Source organism: Burkholderia sp. Bp8994 (genome assembly GCF_003853805.1).
Taxonomy (GTDB): domain Bacteria; phylum Pseudomonadota; class Gammaproteobacteria; order Burkholderiales; family Burkholderiaceae; genus Burkholderia.
Map to the genome: position 1 here is coordinate 76,312 of NZ_QTQH01000015.1, position 15,541 is coordinate 91,852.

Sequence of the window (15,541 nt, forward strand, 5' to 3'; positions counted from 1 at the left end):
GCGTCGCGTTCTGCGCGACGCTTTTGCATTTCTGCGGCGACTTTATTGACGCTTCCCTACGCGAATCCGAGCCGCGCCCGCGCGCGGCGATAGAGCCTACGATGTCCCGAATTTCCTTGTTTCCGCGTCAGTCCCGTCTGGCGCGCGCCGTGCGTGGCGCGCTGGCGATCCTGGCGCTCGGCGCGGCCGCTTCGGCCTGGGCGGCCGGTTCCGGCGAGCTGCCGGCGTCTGCCGCCGGCGGTGCCGCGCCGCTCAACGTGACGGTCCAGCCGGGCCAATCGTTGAACGACCTCGCGAAAGCCGCGACGCAATCGCACGATCCGGGCGTGCTCGCGCGCGCCGGCCGCGCGCTGTTCGACGCCAATCCGCAGGCGTTCATGAAGCACGACCCGAGCCGCCTGAAAGTCGGCGCGACGCTGACGGTGCCGGCGCTCGATGCGACCGGCGCGGCGCTCGTGCCGGCTGCTGCGTCGGGCACGGCGGCGGTCGCGCAGCATGGCGCGTCGGCGCCGCATCCTGGGTCGGCCGTGCAAACCGCGCCGGCCGTATCGGCCGCGCATACGGCGCCGGTCAGCGGGGCGAGCGTCACGGTTGCAGCCGGGGCAGCGGCAGGCGCGTCGGCTTCGAGCGGCGCGTCCGCCGCGCACGGCGCGTCGACGGTCGAATCCGTCCAGTCGCCAGCGGCTGCGGCCGGCGCAAGCGGGCCGCACGTGTGGAACGGCGCGATCCAGTCCGCACCGTCGTCCGCCAGCGAGGCCGTGACGCAGGCCGGACCGGGCGGTGCGGCTCAAGGGATGCACGAACCGTCTGCAGCAGCGCCCGTCGCGGGTGCGTCGCAGCCGCGGCCGTCGAGCCTGCAGCAATTGCTCGCGCTGAAGAACCGCGTGCTGATGGAACTGCAGAAGCACGGGATCGGGAAGCCGGCCGCCACGAACAACGTTGCACCGGCGCCGGCGCCCGCTGCGCCGCGTCCCGCTGCGAACGGCACGAACGGCACGAACGGCACGAACGGCACGAACGGCACGAACGGCACGAACGGCGCGAACGGCGCGAATGATGCGGCGGCGTCAGCTGCCGCGTCGTCGTCGGCTGCGAGCGAAGCGTCGTCCGGCGTGGCCGCGAGTGCGGTGCAGCCGGCCGTGCCGGCGGCGACCGCCGCGCCTGCACGCGGTTCGGAACAGATCGACTGGCGTCCGGCCGCAGCGGCCGGCGCCGCCGTGGTCGTGCTGGCGGCCGGTTTTGCGTGGCGCAAGCGCCGGAAAGCGCGGCCGACCGACGAAACCGCACCGGCATCCGGCGGGACGGCTGTTGCCGACGGCGGTGCATCGTCGTCGCCGGTCGCATCCACCGAGCCAGTGCAGCCGATTCTCCCCGAGACGCCGTTGGCCCGCGACGCGGCCGCCGATCTGAGTCTAGTCACGGCCGCGGCCGCAGCGGCGGAGACGTTCGAGACGCACGAACCCGAAATCCCGTCGCCGTCGGAAACGGCGAAGCCGCACGACGTTCAGGCGGAAGCATCGTCCGCGCGCATCGCACCCGACAGCGAAGCAACGCCGGCCCCGCACGACGAGAAGCCTGTCGCGGAACCGGCCGCGGACGAGCCGCTCGTCACGCCCGCCGCAGCACCCGCGACGAACGACGCGCAGCACGCAGCGCTGATGCAGAACGCGATCAGCGCGCTCAACAGCCTCGACATGCCGCTGCCGCCGCGTACGGCCGATGAGCCGTCCGCACGGGAAGGGCAAGCCGAAGGCGGGCAAATCGCAACTAACGGTCAATCCGCCGCGCACCCGCCAGTTGGCGCGACCGATCCGTCCCCGCAACATCCGGCCGACCACGACGACGAGTTCGACTGGGATCCGGACGCGGCAACGCCTGCCTCTCACCCGGGCGGTGCCGCCGCGCCGTCGTCGCTGCCGCCGCTCGGCGTCGCGCAGTTCGGCGCGCTGAAGCTGGATTTCGATCTCGACCTGCCGTCCGCGCCGGGTGCCGTGCTGCCCGCGCTGACGCCGGAGGAACTCGCCCGCATCGCCCGCAACAAGCTGGATCTCGCGTCGGAGTACGTGCAACTGGGCGATCTGTCTGGCGCGCGCACGCTGCTGCAGGAAGTGGTCGACGCGAACGACGCCGCCACGCGCGACGATGCGCGTGCGCTGCTCGCGAAACTCGCGGAAGAGGCGTGATGCGGATCGCGCTCGGGATTCAGTACGACGGCGCCGCTTTCTGCGGCTGGCAGGCGCAGCCGCACGGCAAGACCGTGCAGGATGCGCTCGAGCGCGCACTCGGCGCGTTCGCATGCGTGCCGCTGCACACGACGGTCGCGGGGCGGACCGACACGGGCGTGCACGGGCTCGGACAGGTCGTGCATTTCGATACGGAGCTCGATCGCGCGGATTTCTCGTGGGTGCGCGGCACCAACGCATTTCTGCCGCCGACCGTGTCCGTGCAGTGGGCGAAGCCGATGCCGGACGCGTTCCACGCGCGTTTCTCGGCGTTCGAACGCACGTACTACTACGCGCTGTACGTGCATCCCGTGCGCTCGCCGATGCTGGCCGGCCGCGCGGGCTGGATCCACACGCCGCTCGACGACGACGCGATGCGCGCGGCCGCCGCGCATCTGATCGGCGAGCACGACTTCTCGTCGTTCCGGTCGTCGGAATGCCAGTCGAAGACGCCGGTCAAACACCTGTACCAGATCGACGTGCGGCGCGCGGGCCACTTCATTCATTTCCGCTTCCGCGCGAACGCGTTCCTGCACCACATGGTGCGCAACCTGATGGGCTGCCTCGTCGCGGTGGGGCGCGGCCGCTATCCGGCCGACTGGCTCGCCGACGTGCTGGCCGGGCGCGATCGCAATCTCGCGGCGCCCACGTTCATGGCCGACGGGCTGTACCTCGCCCATGTCGGCTACCCGGCGGAATTCGCCGTCCCGCCCGCGCAGCTCGGCAGCGTGCCGTGGAGCAGCGTCTGGGCCGATCTGGACCCACAACCATGACGGATCACGCCGTGTCTTCTTCGATCTCTGCCGCGGCCGGCCTCGCGCCGCGCACGCGCATCAAGCTGTGCGGCCTGTCGCGCCCCGAGGACGTGCTGCATGCCGCCGCGCTCGGCGCCGACGCGATCGGCCTCGTGTTCTATCCGAAGAGCCCGCGCGCGGTGTCGATCGCGCTGGCGGCTGAACTCGCGAGCCTCGCGCCGCCGTTCGTGTCGGTGGTCGGGCTGTTCGTGAACGCGACCGAAGCGGAGATCGAGGCGGTCGTGCGCGACGTGCCGCTCACGATGCTGCAATTGCACGGCGACGAGACGCCCGAGCAGTGCGACGCCCTCGGCCGCGCGGCGCGCCTGCCGTGGTTGCGCGCGGTGCGCGTCGGCCCCTCGACGCAGCCGGCCGATTTGGTAGAATCGGCTCTTCATTATTCGAAAGCGCGCGGCTTCCTGTTCGACACCTTGGTGCCGGACTACGGTGGTAGCGGCAAGGTCTTCGATTGGTCTCTTATTCCCGCAGAGCTCGCGCATCGGGCCGTTTTGAGTGGTGGCTTGAGCGCGCAAAACGTCGGTGATGCGATTCGCCAGTTGCGTCCGTTTGCTGTCGATGTCTCGAGTGGCATCGAAGTGGAGGGCGCGAAGGGCGTGAAGGATCACGCCCGGATGGCGGCGTTCGTACGCGCGGTGCGCGAAGCGGACGCCGGGTGATGCAAGAAGGTGCGGCCCCGACAGCGGGGCGCACCGACCGATCGAGAGTGACACCATGTACAACCTTCCTGATGATCGCGGCCACTTCGGCCCGTATGGCGGCGTGTTCGTCGCCGAAACGCTGATTCACGCGCTGGACGAACTGCGCACGGCGTATGAAAAATTCCGGAACGACCCCGATTTCGTCGCCGAGTACGAGCGCGAACTGAAGTACTTCGTCGGCCGTCCGTCGCCGATCTATCACGCGCAGCGCTGGAGCGAGACGCTCGGCGGCGCGCAGATCTACCTGAAGCGCGAGGACCTGAACCACACCGGCGCGCACAAGATCAACAACGTGATCGGCCAGGCGCTGCTCGCGAAGCGGATGGGCAAGAAGCGCGTGATCGCCGAGACCGGCGCCGGCCAGCACGGCGTCGCGACGGCGACGATCTGCGCGCGCTTCGGCATGGAGTGCATCGTCTACATGGGCGCCGAGGACGTGCGCCGCCAGGCCGCGAACGTCTACCGGATGAAGCTGCTCGGCGCGACGGTCGTGCCGGTCGAATCGGGTTCGCGCACGCTGAAGGACGCGCTGAACGAAGCGATGCGCGATTGGGTCACGAACATCGAAAGCACGTTCTACATCATCGGCACGGTCGCGGGCCCGCACCCGTATCCGGCGATGGTGCGCGACTTCCAGCGCGTGATCGGCGACGAGTGCAAGGTGCAGATGCCGGAACTCGCCGGCCGGCAGCCGGACGCGGTGATTGCGTGCGTCGGCGGCGGCTCGAACGCGATGGGCATCTTCTATCCGTACATCGACGATGCTTCCGTGCAGCTGATCGGCGTCGAAGCGGCCGGCGACGGCCTCGACACCGGCCGTCACGCGGCGTCGCTGATCGCCGGCAGCCCCGGCGTGCTGCACGGCAACCGCACGTACCTGCTGCAGGACGACAACGGCCAGATCATCGAGACGCATTCGGTGTCGGCCGGCCTCGACTATCCGGGCGTCGGCCCCGAGCACGCATGGCTGAAGGACAGCGGCCGCGCGCAGTACGTGCCGATCACCGACGACGAGGCGCTGAAGGCGTTCCACGACTGCTGCCGGATCGAGGGGATCATCCCCGCGCTCGAGTCGAGCCACGCGATCGCGTACGGCGTGAAGCTCGCGCCGACGTTGCCGAAGGACAAGATCCTGCTCGTCAACCTGTCGGGCCGCGGCGACAAGGACATGCACACGGTCGCCGAGCGATCGGGCATCGCGCTCTGACCCCGACCGATGCGTGACCTGATCGAACAACCGGGCGGCGGCGCCGCGAGCGAAGCGGAGGCGGTGCAGCCTGCCGTCGCCGTGCCGCGCGCACGACCGTCCGGGATCGAGCTGCACAACCGCGATTTCATGACCGAAGCCGCGCGCCTGCCGGATGCGTCGATCGACCTGATCGTCGCCGATCCGCCGTACGGGCTCGGCAAGGACTACGGCAACGACTCGGACAAGCGTTCGGGCGACGATTTCCTCGCGTGGACGCGCGAGTGGCTCGAGCTCGCGATTCCGAAGCTCAAGCCGAGCGGGTCGATGTACATCTTCTGCACGTGGCAGTACGCGCCGGAAATCTTCAGCTTCCTGAAGACGAAGCTCACGATGGTCAACGAGATCATCTGGGACCGGCGCGTGCCGAGCATGGGCGGCACGACGCGCCGTTTCACGTCGGTGCACGACAACATCGGCTTTTTCGCGGTTTCCAAAGCGTATTACTTCGATCTCGATCCGGTCCGCATCCCGTACGACGCCGACACGAAGAAGGCCCGCTCGCGCAAGCTGTTCGAAGGCAGCAAGTGGCTGGAGATGGGCTACAACCCGAAGGACGTCTGGTCGGTCTCGCGCCTGCATCGGCAGCACGCGGAGCGCGTCGATCATCCGACCCAGAAGCCGCTGGAAATCATCGAGCGGATGGTGCTCGCAAGCTGCCCGCCGGGCGGCCGCGTGCTCGATCCGTTCATGGGCAGCGGCACGACCGCGGTGGCCTGCGCACGGCAGGGGCGCGACTTCGTCGGCTACGAGATCAACGAAAGTTATTGCGCGATCGCGCATGAGCGCGTGAGCGCGCTCGTCGCGCCGGCGTGCGCGTGAGTCGCGCCGCCGAGTCGCCGATCGCATCAAGGAAAATTGCCATGTCCTCCCGTATCCAGCAGACCTTCGCCGCACTCGCCGAACAAGGCCGCAAGGGCCTGATCCCGTTCATCACGGCCGGCGACCCCGATCCCGCGAAGACCGTCGAATTCATGCACGCGCTCGCCGAAGGCGGCGCCGACGTGATCGAGCTCGGCGTGCCGTTCTCGGACCCGATGGCCGACGGCCCCGTGATCCAGCGCTCGTCGGAACGCGCGCTCGCGCGCGGCGTCACGCTGAAGAGCGTGCTCGCCGACGTGAAGCGCTTCCGCGAGACCGACCAGAAAACCCCCGTCGTGCTGATGGGCTATGCGAACCCGATCGAGCGGATGGGCGTCGACGCGTTCGCGGCCGAAGCGCAGGCGGCGGGCGTCGACGGCGTGCTCGTCGTCGACTATCCGCCCGAGGAAGCGGGCGTGTTCGCCGAGAAAATGCGTGCCGCGCAGATCGATCCGATCTTCCTGCTCGCGCCGACGTCGACCGACGAACGCATCGCAGACGTGGGCAAGATCGCGAGCGGCTACGTGTACTACGTGTCGCTCAAGGGCGTGACCGGCGCCGGAAATCTGGATGTTTCGAGCATTGCGGGTAAAATCCCGGCCATCAAGTCGCGCGTGCCGGTTCCGGTGGGCGTCGGCTTCGGCATCCGCGACGCCGAAACGGCGCGCGCGGTGGCCGAAGTGTCGGACGCCGTCGTGATCGGCAGCCGCCTGGTGCAGCTGCTCGAGAGCACCGCGCCGGAGGGCGCCGCCGCCGCGCTGAAGACTTTCATCGCCGAGCTGCGCGCCGCCCTGGACGGCGCCGGCAACACGGCGCGATAAACACAACACAGGAAGCGGGAACGGGCCGGTCGGCCCGCCCCGCCACGGAACAGGAAACCATACGATGAGCTGGCTCGACAAACTGTTGCCGCCGAAGATCAAGCAGACCGACCCGAAAAGCCGCAAGGGCATTCCGGAGGGCCTGTGGGTCAAGTGCCCGTCCTGCGAGGCCGTGCTGTACCGCAACGACGTGGACGCGAACCTGCACGTGTGCCCGAAGTGCGATCACCACATGCGCATCGGCGCGCGCGAGCGCCTCGACGGGCTGCTGGATCCGGAAGGCCGCTATGAAATCGGCCAGGAAATCGTGCCGGTCGACTCGCTGAAGTTCAAGGACAGCCGCAAGTACCCCGATCGTCTGAAGGAAGCGATGGACGAGACGGGCGAGACCGACGCGATGGTCGTGATGGGCGGTGCGATCCACACGCTGCCCGTCGTCGCGGCCTGCTTCGAGTTCTCGTTCATGGGCGGCTCGATGGGCTCGGTCGTCGGCGAGCGCTTCGCGCGCGGCGCGCAGAACGCGCTGGAGCAGCAGGTGCCGTTCATCTGCTTTACCGCTTCGGGCGGCGCCCGGATGCAGGAAAGCCTGCTGTCGCTGATGCAGATGGCCAAGACCACCGCGATGCTGACCAAGCTGGCCGAAGCCAAGCTGCCGTTCATTTCGGTGCTGACCGACCCGACGATGGGCGGCGTGTCGGCGAGCTTCGCGTTCCTCGGCGACGTCGTGATCGCCGAGCCGAAGGCGCTGATCGGCTTCGCCGGCCCGCGCGTGATCGAGCAGACGGTTCGCGAAAAGCTGCCGGAAGGCTTCCAGCGCGCGGAATTCCTGCTGAAGACGGGCGCGATCGACATGATCGTCGACCGCCGCAAGATGCGCGACGAGATCGCGCAACTGCTCGCGCTGCTGCAGCGACAGCCGGCCGACGCGCTGGCCTGATTGGCGCGGCGTTGTGAACTGCGCGCGTCGCCCGGCTGAACCGCCGGGCGGCGCGTTTCGTTTTTTGGCGTAGTGGCGGTACCGATTCAGATTTGATCCGATGAGCACTTTTCCCACTCTCGACGCGTGGCTTTCGCATCTCGAACGCGCGCACCCGGTCGGCATCGACATGGGCCTCACCCGCATCGGGCAGGTCAAGGCGGCGCTGCAGCTCGAATTCGCGTGCCCCGTGATCACGGTCGGCGGCACGAACGGCAAGGGTTCGACCTGCGCGTTCCTCGAGGCGATCCTCGTTCACGCGGGCTACAAGGTCGGCTGCCACACGTCGCCGCACCTGCTCGAATTCGGCGAGCGAGCGCGCGTGAACGGCCAGCAGGTCAGCGACGCCGAGCTGCTGCCGCACTTCGAAGCCGTCGAAGCGGCGCGCACGTCGCTGCCGGAGCCGGTGTCGCTCACGTACTTCGAATTCACGACGCTCGCGATCCTGCACCTGTTCGCGTCGCGCGGGCTCGATGCGGTGATCCTCGAAGTCGGGCTCGGCGGCCGGCTCGATGCGGTCAACATCATCGATACCGATTGCGCGATCGTCACGAGCATCGACATCGACCATACCGAATACCTCGGCGACACGCGCGAGAAGATCGCGTTCGAGAAGGCGGGGATCTTCCGCGCGGGCAAGCCGGCGATCTGTGGCGATCCCGCGGTGCCGAACACGCTGGTCGAGCATGCCGACGCGATCGGCGCCGACCTGTGGCTGGTCGGCCGCGATTTTCGCTACGAAGCGCAGCCGGGCGCGGAGCGCCAGCAATGGAGCTACCTCGGCCGCGAGAAGCGCTATCCGGCGCTCGCTTACCCGGCGCTGCGCGGGGCGAACCAGCTGATCAATGCATCGGCCGCGCTGGCCGCGCTCGAGGCGCTGCGCCCGGTGCTGCCGGTGTCCGCGCAGGACATCCGGCTCGGGCTCGCGAACGTCGAGCTGCCGGGGCGCTTCCAGGTGCTGCCCGGCAAGCCGGCGATCGTGCTGGACGTCGCGCACAACCCGCATGCGGCGGCCGTGCTCGAGCAGAATCTGGGCAACATGGGCTTCTTCCCATACACGTACGCGGTGTTCGGTGCGATGCACGACAAGGACATCGACGGCGTGCTGCGGCACCTGAAGGGCGAGATCGACCACTGGTGCGTGACCGACCTGCCGCTGCCGCGCGCGGCGAGCGCGGAGCAGCTCGAAGCCGCGCTGCGCAAGGCCGGCGTGGAGGACGGGGCCGATTCGAGCGTGACGCGGTACGCGTCGCCCGCCGAAGCGTTTCGCGATGCACTAAAAAGAGCATCCGAGAATGATAGAATCGTGGTTTTCGGCAGTTTCCATACGGTGGCGGGTGTGATGGCCTACCGGAAATCGCAGCAACACTGACTGAAGGGCAGTTTCGGACTCAGCCATTCATGGGAATTTTCTCGTTCGGCAAGAAAGACGACGACGCGCCCCCGCGGCGCGGCGGTCGTACCGGGGCCTCCCGGAACGTGCGCACGGAGCGCACTGAACGCGTCGAGCGGCGCACGCGCCGCACCGAGCGTCCGGAATCGGACGCGCTGCTCCTCGATCCGACCCTTCCTGAAAAGCAACGCGCCCGCCGGCGCCTCGTCGGCGCGATCGCGCTCGTCGTCGCCGCGGTGATCGTGCTGCCGATGGTGCTCGATTCGCACCCGAAGCCGGTGACGGACGACATCGCGATCGACATTCCGAACCGGCCCGCACATCAGGCGGTCGCGCCGCGTGACGACGACGCGTCCGACGTGCAGGCGGGCGTCGCGCACGACGAGCCGCCGGCCTCCGACGCCGCGGTGGCGGCCGTTCCGGCCCCCGCGGAGAAGGACACGGCCAAGCCGGCCGCGAAGCCCGAACCCTCGACGACCACGGCGAGCGTGACGCCGCCGAAGCCCGCTGCGAAGCCGGCCGCGGCCGCACCTGCGCCGAAGCCGGCCGCGCCGAAGCCGGCGCCCGCGGCGGTCGCGAACGCCGACGCCGCGGCCGACAGCGGCGACGCATCGTCGCCGGCCTCGCCGGCCGGTGCGCGCTTCGCGGTGCAGCTCGGCTCGTTCAAGGACGACGCAACGGCTCGTTCGTGGGCCACCAAGTTGAAATCTGCGGGCGTGCCCGCATATGTCGAGCATCGCAAGCAGGCAGACGGCAGCACGGCTAGCCAGCTGCGTGCCGGCCCGTTTGCGGATCGCGCGGCGGCGTCCGCCGCGATCGCGAAGGTGCGCGAAGCCGGACTCACGCAGTAACGTGCGATGCTGACGGCTTTCGACTACGCTGTATTGGCGGTGATCGCGTTGTCTGCGCTGCGTGGCGCGTGGCGCGGTTTCGTCTCCGAGATTTTCGGGCTGATCGGCTGGATCGCGGCGATCGCGATCGCCGCCCGCTATGTCGGACTGGTGGTGCCGTATATCCCGGCGAACTGGCCGGGCGGCGCGCTGACGCAGTGGGTGATCGCGTTCGCGCTGATCGTGATCGGCGTCGTGTTCGTCGCCGGTGTCGCGAACGCGCTGTTGTCGCGGATCGCGCAGGCGACGGGCCTCGGCGGGGTCGATCGCTCGCTGGGCATGATGTTCGGGCTCGTCCGCGGCTGCGTGCTGGTGGTGCTGCTGGTCGCGGCGGCCGGGCTGACCGAATTGCCCAAACAGGATTTCTGGCGCAATGCGCTATTGCGTCCTTTCGCCGAACAGGGCGTGCACGAGCTGAAGCAGCTCCTGCCCGACGGCATGGCCCAGTATGTACGCGTGTGACGACGCGGCCGGGCAGGACGGAACCGATTTTGTCATCTTGAAGGACATGCCATGTGCGGCATCGTAGGTGTTATCTCCCAAGCCCCCGTCAATCAGCTGATCTATGACAGCCTGCTGCTGCTGCAGCATCGCGGTCAGGACGCAGCGGGCATCGCGACGGCGGACGGCAGCAATTTCCACATGTACAAGGCTAACGGCATGGTGCGCGACGTGTTCCGCACGCGCAACATGCGCAGCCTGCCCGGCACCTTCGGCATCGGCCAGGTCCGCTATCCGACGGCCGGTTCGGCGTCGAGCGAAGCCGAGGCGCAGCCGTTCTACGTGAACGCGCCGTTCGGGATCATCCTCGCGCACAACGGCAACCTGACGAACTGGGAACAGCTGAAGGACGAGATGTTCCGGATCGACCGCCGGCACATCAACACCAATTCCGACAGCGAAGTGCTGCTCAACGTGTTCGCGCACGAGCTGCAGCTGTCGACGACCGGCCTCGAGCTCGATCCGGCCGCGCTGTTCAAGGCGGTCGAGGGCGTGCATCGCCGCCTGCAGGGCTCGTACGCGATCGTGTCGCTGATCGCCGGCTACGGCCTGGTCGCGTTCCGCGATCCGTTCGGCATCCGTCCGCTCTGCATCGGCAAGCTCGAGACCGAACACGGCACCGAATGGATGGTCGCGTCGGAGTCGGTGGCGGTCGAAGGCATCGGCTTCGAATTCGTGCGCGACGTGCAGCCGGGCGAAGCGATCTTCATCGACAAGGCCGGCAACTTCCACAGCCAGCAGTGCGCGGAGAACCCGACGCTGAATCCGTGCATGTTCGAATACGTGTATCTTGCACGTCCGGATTCGTGCCTCGACGGCGTGCCCGTCTACAACGTGCGCCTGCGCATGGGCGACTACCTCGCCGAGAAGATCAAGCGCGAGCTGCCGAACGTGCCGATCGACGTCGTGATGCCGATTCCCGATTCGTCGCGTCCGGCTGCGATGCAGGTCGCCGCGAAGCTCGGCGTCGAGTATCGCGAAGGCTTCTTCAAGAACCGCTACGTCGGCCGTACCTTCATCATGCCGGGCCAGGCCGTGCGCAAGAAGTCGGTGCGCCAGAAGCTCAATGCGATGAGCATCGAGTTCAAGGACAAGCACGTGCTGATCGTCGACGACTCGATCGTGCGCGGCACGACCTCGCACGAAATCGTGCAGATGGCGCGCGATGCGGGCGCGAAGTCGGTGATCTTCGCGTCGGCGGCGCCGCCCGTGAAGTTCCCGAACGTGTACGGCATCGACATGCCGACGCGCGGCGAGCTGGTTGCGCACGGCCGCACCGACGAGGAAGTCGCGAAGATCATCGGCGCCGACCACCTGATCTATCAGGACGTCGACGACCTGCGCCGCGCGGTGCGCGACATCAACCCGAAGCTCGAGGGCTTCGAGGCGTCGTGCTTCGACGGCAACTACATCACCGGCGCCGTGACGCCCGAGTACCTCGACGCGATCGAGCGCGCCCGTCTCGCACCGGCGTCGCAGGCCGATCGCGACACGGCAGGCGACACCGCGCGTTCGCAGATGAACCTGCAACTGTCGGTCGAGTGATGCCGGCGCACGCTTCGGATGAAGCGTGATAGGATGTGGCCTTGCGTCGATTTGATTCAGCTTGCGGACGCGGGGCGACTTCCCAAAACAGCTAAAGCGAAGGCCGGCGGCAGCCGGCCCGAGTCGATCGCTGTCGTACCGCACCGAAGCCCGCTGATGCCGACGCATAGCGGGCTTTTTGTTTTGGCCTGATTTTTGTGGCTGGGCGCGCGCCCGATGCACGACCCTCGGCGCGACCCCTCGAATACGGATAACGGAACATGGACGACTCCCTCAACTTCGACACGCTCGCCGTGCGCGCGGGCACGCTGCGCAGCAGCGACTTCAACGAGCACTCGGAAGCGCTGTTCCTCACGTCGAGCTTCTGCTTCACGAGCGCGGCCGAGGCAGCCGAGCGCTTCGCGAATTCGGAAGACTATTTCACCTATTCGCGCTTCACGAACCCGACCGTCACCATGTTCCAGGATCGTCTCGCCGCGCTCGAAGGCGGCGAGGCCTGCATCGCGACGGCGTCGGGCATGGCCGCGATCATGTCGGTCGTGATGTCCGCGCTGCAGGCGGGCGATCACCTCGTCAGCTCGCGCAGCCTGTTCGGCTCGACGCTCGGGATGTTCTCGCAGATCTTCAGCAAGTTCGGCATCACGACGACCTTCGTCGATCCGACCGACCTGAACGCCTGGCAGGAAGCGGTGCGGCCCGAGACGAAGATGTTCTTCCTCGAAACGCCGTCGAACCCGTTGACCGAACTCGCCGACATCGAGGCGATCGGCAAGATCGCGAAGGCCGCGAACGCGCTGTTCGTCGTCGACAACTGTTTCTGCAGCCCGGTGCTGCAGCAGCCGCTGAAGCTCGGCGCGGACGTCGTGATGCACTCGGCGACGAAGTTCCTCGACGGCCAGGGCCGCGTGCTCGGCGGCGCGCTGGTCGGCTCGAAGGAATTCATCATGGGCAAGGTGTTCCCGTTCGTGCGCAGCGCGGGCCCGACGTTGTCGGCGTTCAACGCGTGGGTGCTGCTGAAGGGGATGGAGACGCTGTCGCTGCGCGTCGAGAAGCAGTCGGCGAACGCGCTGGAAATCGCGCGCTGGCTCGATTCGCATCCTGCGGTCAAGCGCGTGTTCTATCCGGGGCTCGAATCGCATCCGCAGCACGAACTCGCGAAGCGTCAGCAGAAAGCGGGCGGCGCGATCGTATCGTTCGAGCTGAAGGGCGACACGCCGGAGCAGCAGCGCGCGAACGCGTGGCGCGTGATCGACAGCACGAAGCTGGTCTCGATCACCGGCAACCTCGGCGACACGCGCACGACGATCACGCATCCGGCGACGACGACGCACGCGCGCATCACGCCGGAAGCGCGTGCGGCCGCGGGGATCACCGAAGGGCTGATCCGCCTCGCGGTCGGCCTGGAAAACGCGGGCGACCTGCGCAACGATCTCGCGCGCGGCCTCGAGGGCTGAGCGCGGCGACGCCGGTTTCAGGGCCGGCATGACGACGGGCCGCTCAGACAGGGCGGCCCGTTTTCTTTTCAGTCGGCGACGAACGCGTGTTGCGTTGCCGGAATCAGCCGGCCCGCGCGTCGCGCATCGCGTCCATCATCCAGCGCAAGGTTTCGTCGAGCGGCGTCACGGGCAGCTCGCCCACCGCGCGCCGCAGCTTGTCGCGCGACCCGCTCAGGCTCTTTACTTCGTGATGCCGAACGAAGCGCGGATCGATCGTCACGTCGATCACGTAACCGGCGATTCGCGACAGCATCGCCAGCACTTCCTTCAGCGAATACGCGCGCTCCGAGCAGATGTTGAACGTCTCGCCGGCCGGCGCGGCTTCGAGCAGCTTCAGATAGGCGGCCGTCACGTCGCGCACGTCGGAGAAATCGCGGCTCACGTCGAGATTGCCGAGCGAGATGCGCGGCGCGTTGCGCGCATAGTGCGATACCAGCTTCGGCAGCAGATACGCGTCGTCCTGGCCGACGCCCGTGTAATTGAACGGCCGCGCGATCACGATCGGCAGGCGGTCGGCCCACAGCTTCGCCGCGTATTCCATCGCGAGCTTGCTGACCGCGTAGTCGTTCGCGGGCGCGGGCGCGACGCTTTCGTCGAGCACGCCGGCCGTCGAATTGCCGTAGATGTTCGCGCTGCTGGCGAGCAGCACCGCCGACGGGCAGCGGTCGAGGCCCGCGAGCGCGGCCAGCAGGTTGCGCGTGCCGACGATGTTGACCGCGTAGGTCTGCGACGGCTCGTCCTGCGCGACGTGCGCGCGCGCGGCGAGGTGCACGACCGCATCGGGCCGCGCATCGGCGAGCGCCGCACGGGTCGCGTCCGCATCGAGCAGGTCGACCGGCAGCATCGTGCAGTGGGCGAGCGCCGGATCGTCGGGCCGCGCCGCGCCGGGTGCCACGGTGCCCCACACGTCGTAGCCGGCCGCAGCGAGCCGCTGCGCCATGTAGCGGCCGGTGAAGCCCGCCAGGCCCGTGACGAACGCCCGGCGCGACGGGCGCCTGGCTTCAGTACGTGTCATGGTGCCGGTTCCGCGTCAGGTCCGCTTCGACCATCATCTGGCAGAGCTGTTCGAGCGTCGTCTCCGGCGCCCAGCCCAGCTTGGCTTTTGCTTTGTCGGCGGAGCCGATCAGCAGGTCGACTTCGGCAGGGCGGTAGAACTTCGGATTCACTTCGACGAGCACGTCGCCGTTCGACGCGTCGAGGCCGCGTTCCTGCTCGCCCTTGCCGGTCCATTCGATCTGGTAGCCGGCGGCCGCGAACGCCATCTGCACGAAGTCGCGCACGGTCTCGGTGCGGTTGGTCGCGAGCACGTAGGTGTCGGGCTCGTCGGCCTGCAGCATCCGCCACATCCCTTCGACGTATTCGAGCGCGAAGCCCCAGTCGCGCTTCGCGTCGAGGTTGCCGAGCTCGAGCCGGGTCGCCTTGCCGAGCTTGATCTTCGCGACGGTGTCGGTGATCTTGCGCGTGACGAACTCGCGGCCGCGCAGCGGCGATTCGTGGTTGAACAGGATGCCGCTGCAGCCGAACAGGCCGTAGGACTCGCGGTAGTTCACGGTCATCCAGTGCGCGTACAGCTTCGCGACGCCGTACGGGCTGCGCGGGTAGAACGCGGTGGTTTCCGTCTGCGGGATCGCCTGCACCTTGCCGAACATCTCGGACGTCGACGCCTGATAGAAGCGCGTCTTCGGGCTCACCACGCGGATCGCCTCGAGCAGGTTCAGCGGGCCGACGCCCGTGACCTCGGCGGTCGTCGCCGGCTGGTCGAACGACACGCCGACGAAGCTCTGCGCGGCCAGGTTGTACAGCTCGTCGGGCTGCGTGCGTTCGAGCAGCCGCAGGCTGGAGCCTGCATCCGTCAGGTCGTGCTCGACGAGCGACAGGTTCGGGTGCGTGTCGACGCCGAGCTCGGCGATGCGCCAGAAGTTGACCGAGCTGGTGCGGCGGTAGGTGCCCGTGACTTCGTAGCCCTTGTCGAGCAGCAGCTTGGTCAGGTAGGCGCCGTCCTGCCCGGTGATCCCCGTGATGATGGCCTTCTTGCGAGTTTGGCTCATGGCAATGTCCTGGTCGAAACGATGGATGG

The 15,541-nt window shown here is 68.1% G+C and carries 14 protein-coding genes; 12 read left to right on the plus strand and 2 right to left on the minus strand.

The features are described from left to right. Positions 1-101 precede the first annotated feature (101 nt). From DIE04_RS17965 to DIE04_RS18025, 12 genes are all read left to right on the plus strand, one after another. A complete protein-coding gene (locus tag DIE04_RS17965) occupies positions 102-2,183 on the plus strand; it encodes a FimV/HubP family polar landmark protein (RefSeq protein ID WP_124521340.1) in 2,082 nt (693 codons plus the stop codon). Beyond that, positions 2,183-2,995 (plus strand): tRNA pseudouridine(38-40) synthase TruA, encoded by an 813-nt coding sequence (gene truA, locus DIE04_RS17970; RefSeq protein WP_185500371.1) that lies wholly within the window; start codon positions 2,183-2,185, stop codon positions 2,993-2,995. Before DIE04_RS17965 ends, truA begins: the two co-directional genes overlap by 1 nt. Continuing rightward, a complete protein-coding gene (locus tag DIE04_RS17975) occupies positions 2,992-3,693 on the plus strand; it encodes a phosphoribosylanthranilate isomerase (RefSeq protein ID WP_124521511.1) in 702 nt (233 codons plus the stop codon). The genes truA and DIE04_RS17975 overlap by 4 nt, the downstream gene beginning before the upstream one ends. Positions 3,694-3,748: 55 nt before the next feature. Beyond that, complete coding sequence (trpB, locus tag DIE04_RS17980) at positions 3,749-4,942, plus strand: tryptophan synthase subunit beta (protein ID WP_044843817.1); 1,194 nt, start codon at positions 3,749-3,751, stop codon at positions 4,940-4,942. 9 nt (positions 4,943-4,951) lie between these two features. Next, a complete protein-coding gene (locus DIE04_RS17985) occupies positions 4,952-5,803 on the plus strand; it encodes a site-specific DNA-methyltransferase (protein WP_124486388.1) in 852 nt (283 codons plus the stop codon). A 41-nt stretch (positions 5,804-5,844) separates the two neighbouring features. Further along, entirely contained in the window at positions 5,845-6,663 is an 819-nt protein-coding gene (gene trpA / locus DIE04_RS17990; RefSeq protein WP_124521342.1) for a tryptophan synthase subunit alpha, read from the plus strand. Positions 6,664-6,727: 64 nt separating this feature from the next. Beyond that, entirely contained in the window at positions 6,728-7,600 is an 873-nt protein-coding gene (gene accD, locus DIE04_RS17995; protein WP_044843820.1) for an acetyl-CoA carboxylase, carboxyltransferase subunit beta, read from the plus strand. 100 nt (positions 7,601-7,700) lie between these two features. Then, positions 7,701-9,011: a bifunctional tetrahydrofolate synthase/dihydrofolate synthase gene (gene folC, locus DIE04_RS18000; protein ID WP_124521344.1), complete on the plus strand. Its 1,311-nt coding sequence runs from the start codon at positions 7,701-7,703 to the stop codon at positions 9,009-9,011. 29 nt (positions 9,012-9,040) lie between these two features. Then, positions 9,041-9,883, plus strand: coding sequence for an SPOR domain-containing protein (locus DIE04_RS18005; protein ID WP_124521346.1), 843 nt, complete (start codon positions 9,041-9,043; stop codon positions 9,881-9,883). A gap of 6 nt (positions 9,884-9,889) precedes the next feature. After that, complete coding sequence (locus DIE04_RS18010) at positions 9,890-10,384, plus strand: CvpA family protein (protein ID WP_044843823.1); 495 nt, start codon at positions 9,890-9,892, stop codon at positions 10,382-10,384. A gap of 51 nt (positions 10,385-10,435) precedes the next feature. Further along, positions 10,436-11,968, plus strand: a complete 1,533-nt coding sequence (gene purF / locus DIE04_RS18015; protein WP_044843824.1) for an amidophosphoribosyltransferase — start codon at positions 10,436-10,438, stop codon at positions 11,966-11,968. Between the two features lie 260 nt (positions 11,969-12,228). Then, positions 12,229-13,422 carry an O-succinylhomoserine sulfhydrylase gene (locus tag DIE04_RS18025; RefSeq protein ID WP_044843825.1) on the plus strand — a complete coding sequence of 398 codons (1,194 nt, stop codon included), beginning with the start codon at positions 12,229-12,231 and terminating at the stop codon, positions 13,420-13,422. A gap of 103 nt (positions 13,423-13,525) precedes the next feature. On the opposite strand, the gene DIE04_RS18030 is transcribed toward DIE04_RS18025, so the two are convergent. Beyond that, a complete protein-coding gene (locus DIE04_RS18030; protein WP_124521350.1) occupies positions 13,526-14,479 on the minus strand; it encodes an NAD-dependent epimerase/dehydratase family protein in 954 nt (317 codons plus the stop codon). Beyond that, positions 14,466-15,512, minus strand: a complete 1,047-nt coding sequence (gene gmd, locus DIE04_RS18035; RefSeq protein ID WP_044843827.1) for a GDP-mannose 4,6-dehydratase — start codon at positions 15,510-15,512, stop codon at positions 14,466-14,468. The genes DIE04_RS18030 and gmd overlap by 14 nt, the downstream gene beginning before the upstream one ends. Positions 15,513-15,541: the final 29 nt, after the last annotated feature.

What these genes read in the sequence shown, in the direction of transcription:
- DIE04_RS17975 (WP_124521511.1), top strand. Translation starts at nt 2,992, where the DNA reads ATGACGGATCACGCCGTGTCTTCTTCGATCTCTGCCGCGGCCGGCCTC.
- trpA (WP_124521342.1), top strand. Translation starts at nt 5,845, where the DNA reads ATGTCCTCCCGTATCCAGCAGACCTTCGCCGCACTCGCCGAACAAGGC.
- DIE04_RS17965 (WP_124521340.1), top strand. Translation starts at nt 102, where the DNA reads ATGTCCCGAATTTCCTTGTTTCCGCGTCAGTCCCGTCTGGCGCGCGCC.
- DIE04_RS18005 (WP_124521346.1), top strand. Translation starts at nt 9,041, where the DNA reads ATGGGAATTTTCTCGTTCGGCAAGAAAGACGACGACGCGCCCCCGCGG.
- DIE04_RS18030 (WP_124521350.1), bottom strand. Translation starts at nt 14,479, where the DNA reads ATGACACGTACTGAAGCCAGGCGCCCGTCGCGCCGGGCGTTCGTCACG.
- purF (WP_044843824.1), top strand. Translation starts at nt 10,436, where the DNA reads ATGTGCGGCATCGTAGGTGTTATCTCCCAAGCCCCCGTCAATCAGCTG.
- folC (WP_124521344.1), top strand. Translation starts at nt 7,701, where the DNA reads ATGAGCACTTTTCCCACTCTCGACGCGTGGCTTTCGCATCTCGAACGC.
- trpB (WP_044843817.1), top strand. Translation starts at nt 3,749, where the DNA reads ATGTACAACCTTCCTGATGATCGCGGCCACTTCGGCCCGTATGGCGGC.
- truA (WP_185500371.1), top strand. Translation starts at nt 2,183, where the DNA reads ATGCGGATCGCGCTCGGGATTCAGTACGACGGCGCCGCTTTCTGCGGC.
- accD (WP_044843820.1), top strand. Translation starts at nt 6,728, where the DNA reads ATGAGCTGGCTCGACAAACTGTTGCCGCCGAAGATCAAGCAGACCGAC.
- gmd (WP_044843827.1), bottom strand. Translation starts at nt 15,512, where the DNA reads ATGAGCCAAACTCGCAAGAAGGCCATCATCACGGGGATCACCGGGCAG.
- DIE04_RS17985 (WP_124486388.1), top strand. Translation starts at nt 4,952, where the DNA reads ATGCGTGACCTGATCGAACAACCGGGCGGCGGCGCCGCGAGCGAAGCG.
- DIE04_RS18010 (WP_044843823.1), top strand. Translation starts at nt 9,890, where the DNA reads ATGCTGACGGCTTTCGACTACGCTGTATTGGCGGTGATCGCGTTGTCT.
- DIE04_RS18025 (WP_044843825.1), top strand. Translation starts at nt 12,229, where the DNA reads ATGGACGACTCCCTCAACTTCGACACGCTCGCCGTGCGCGCGGGCACG.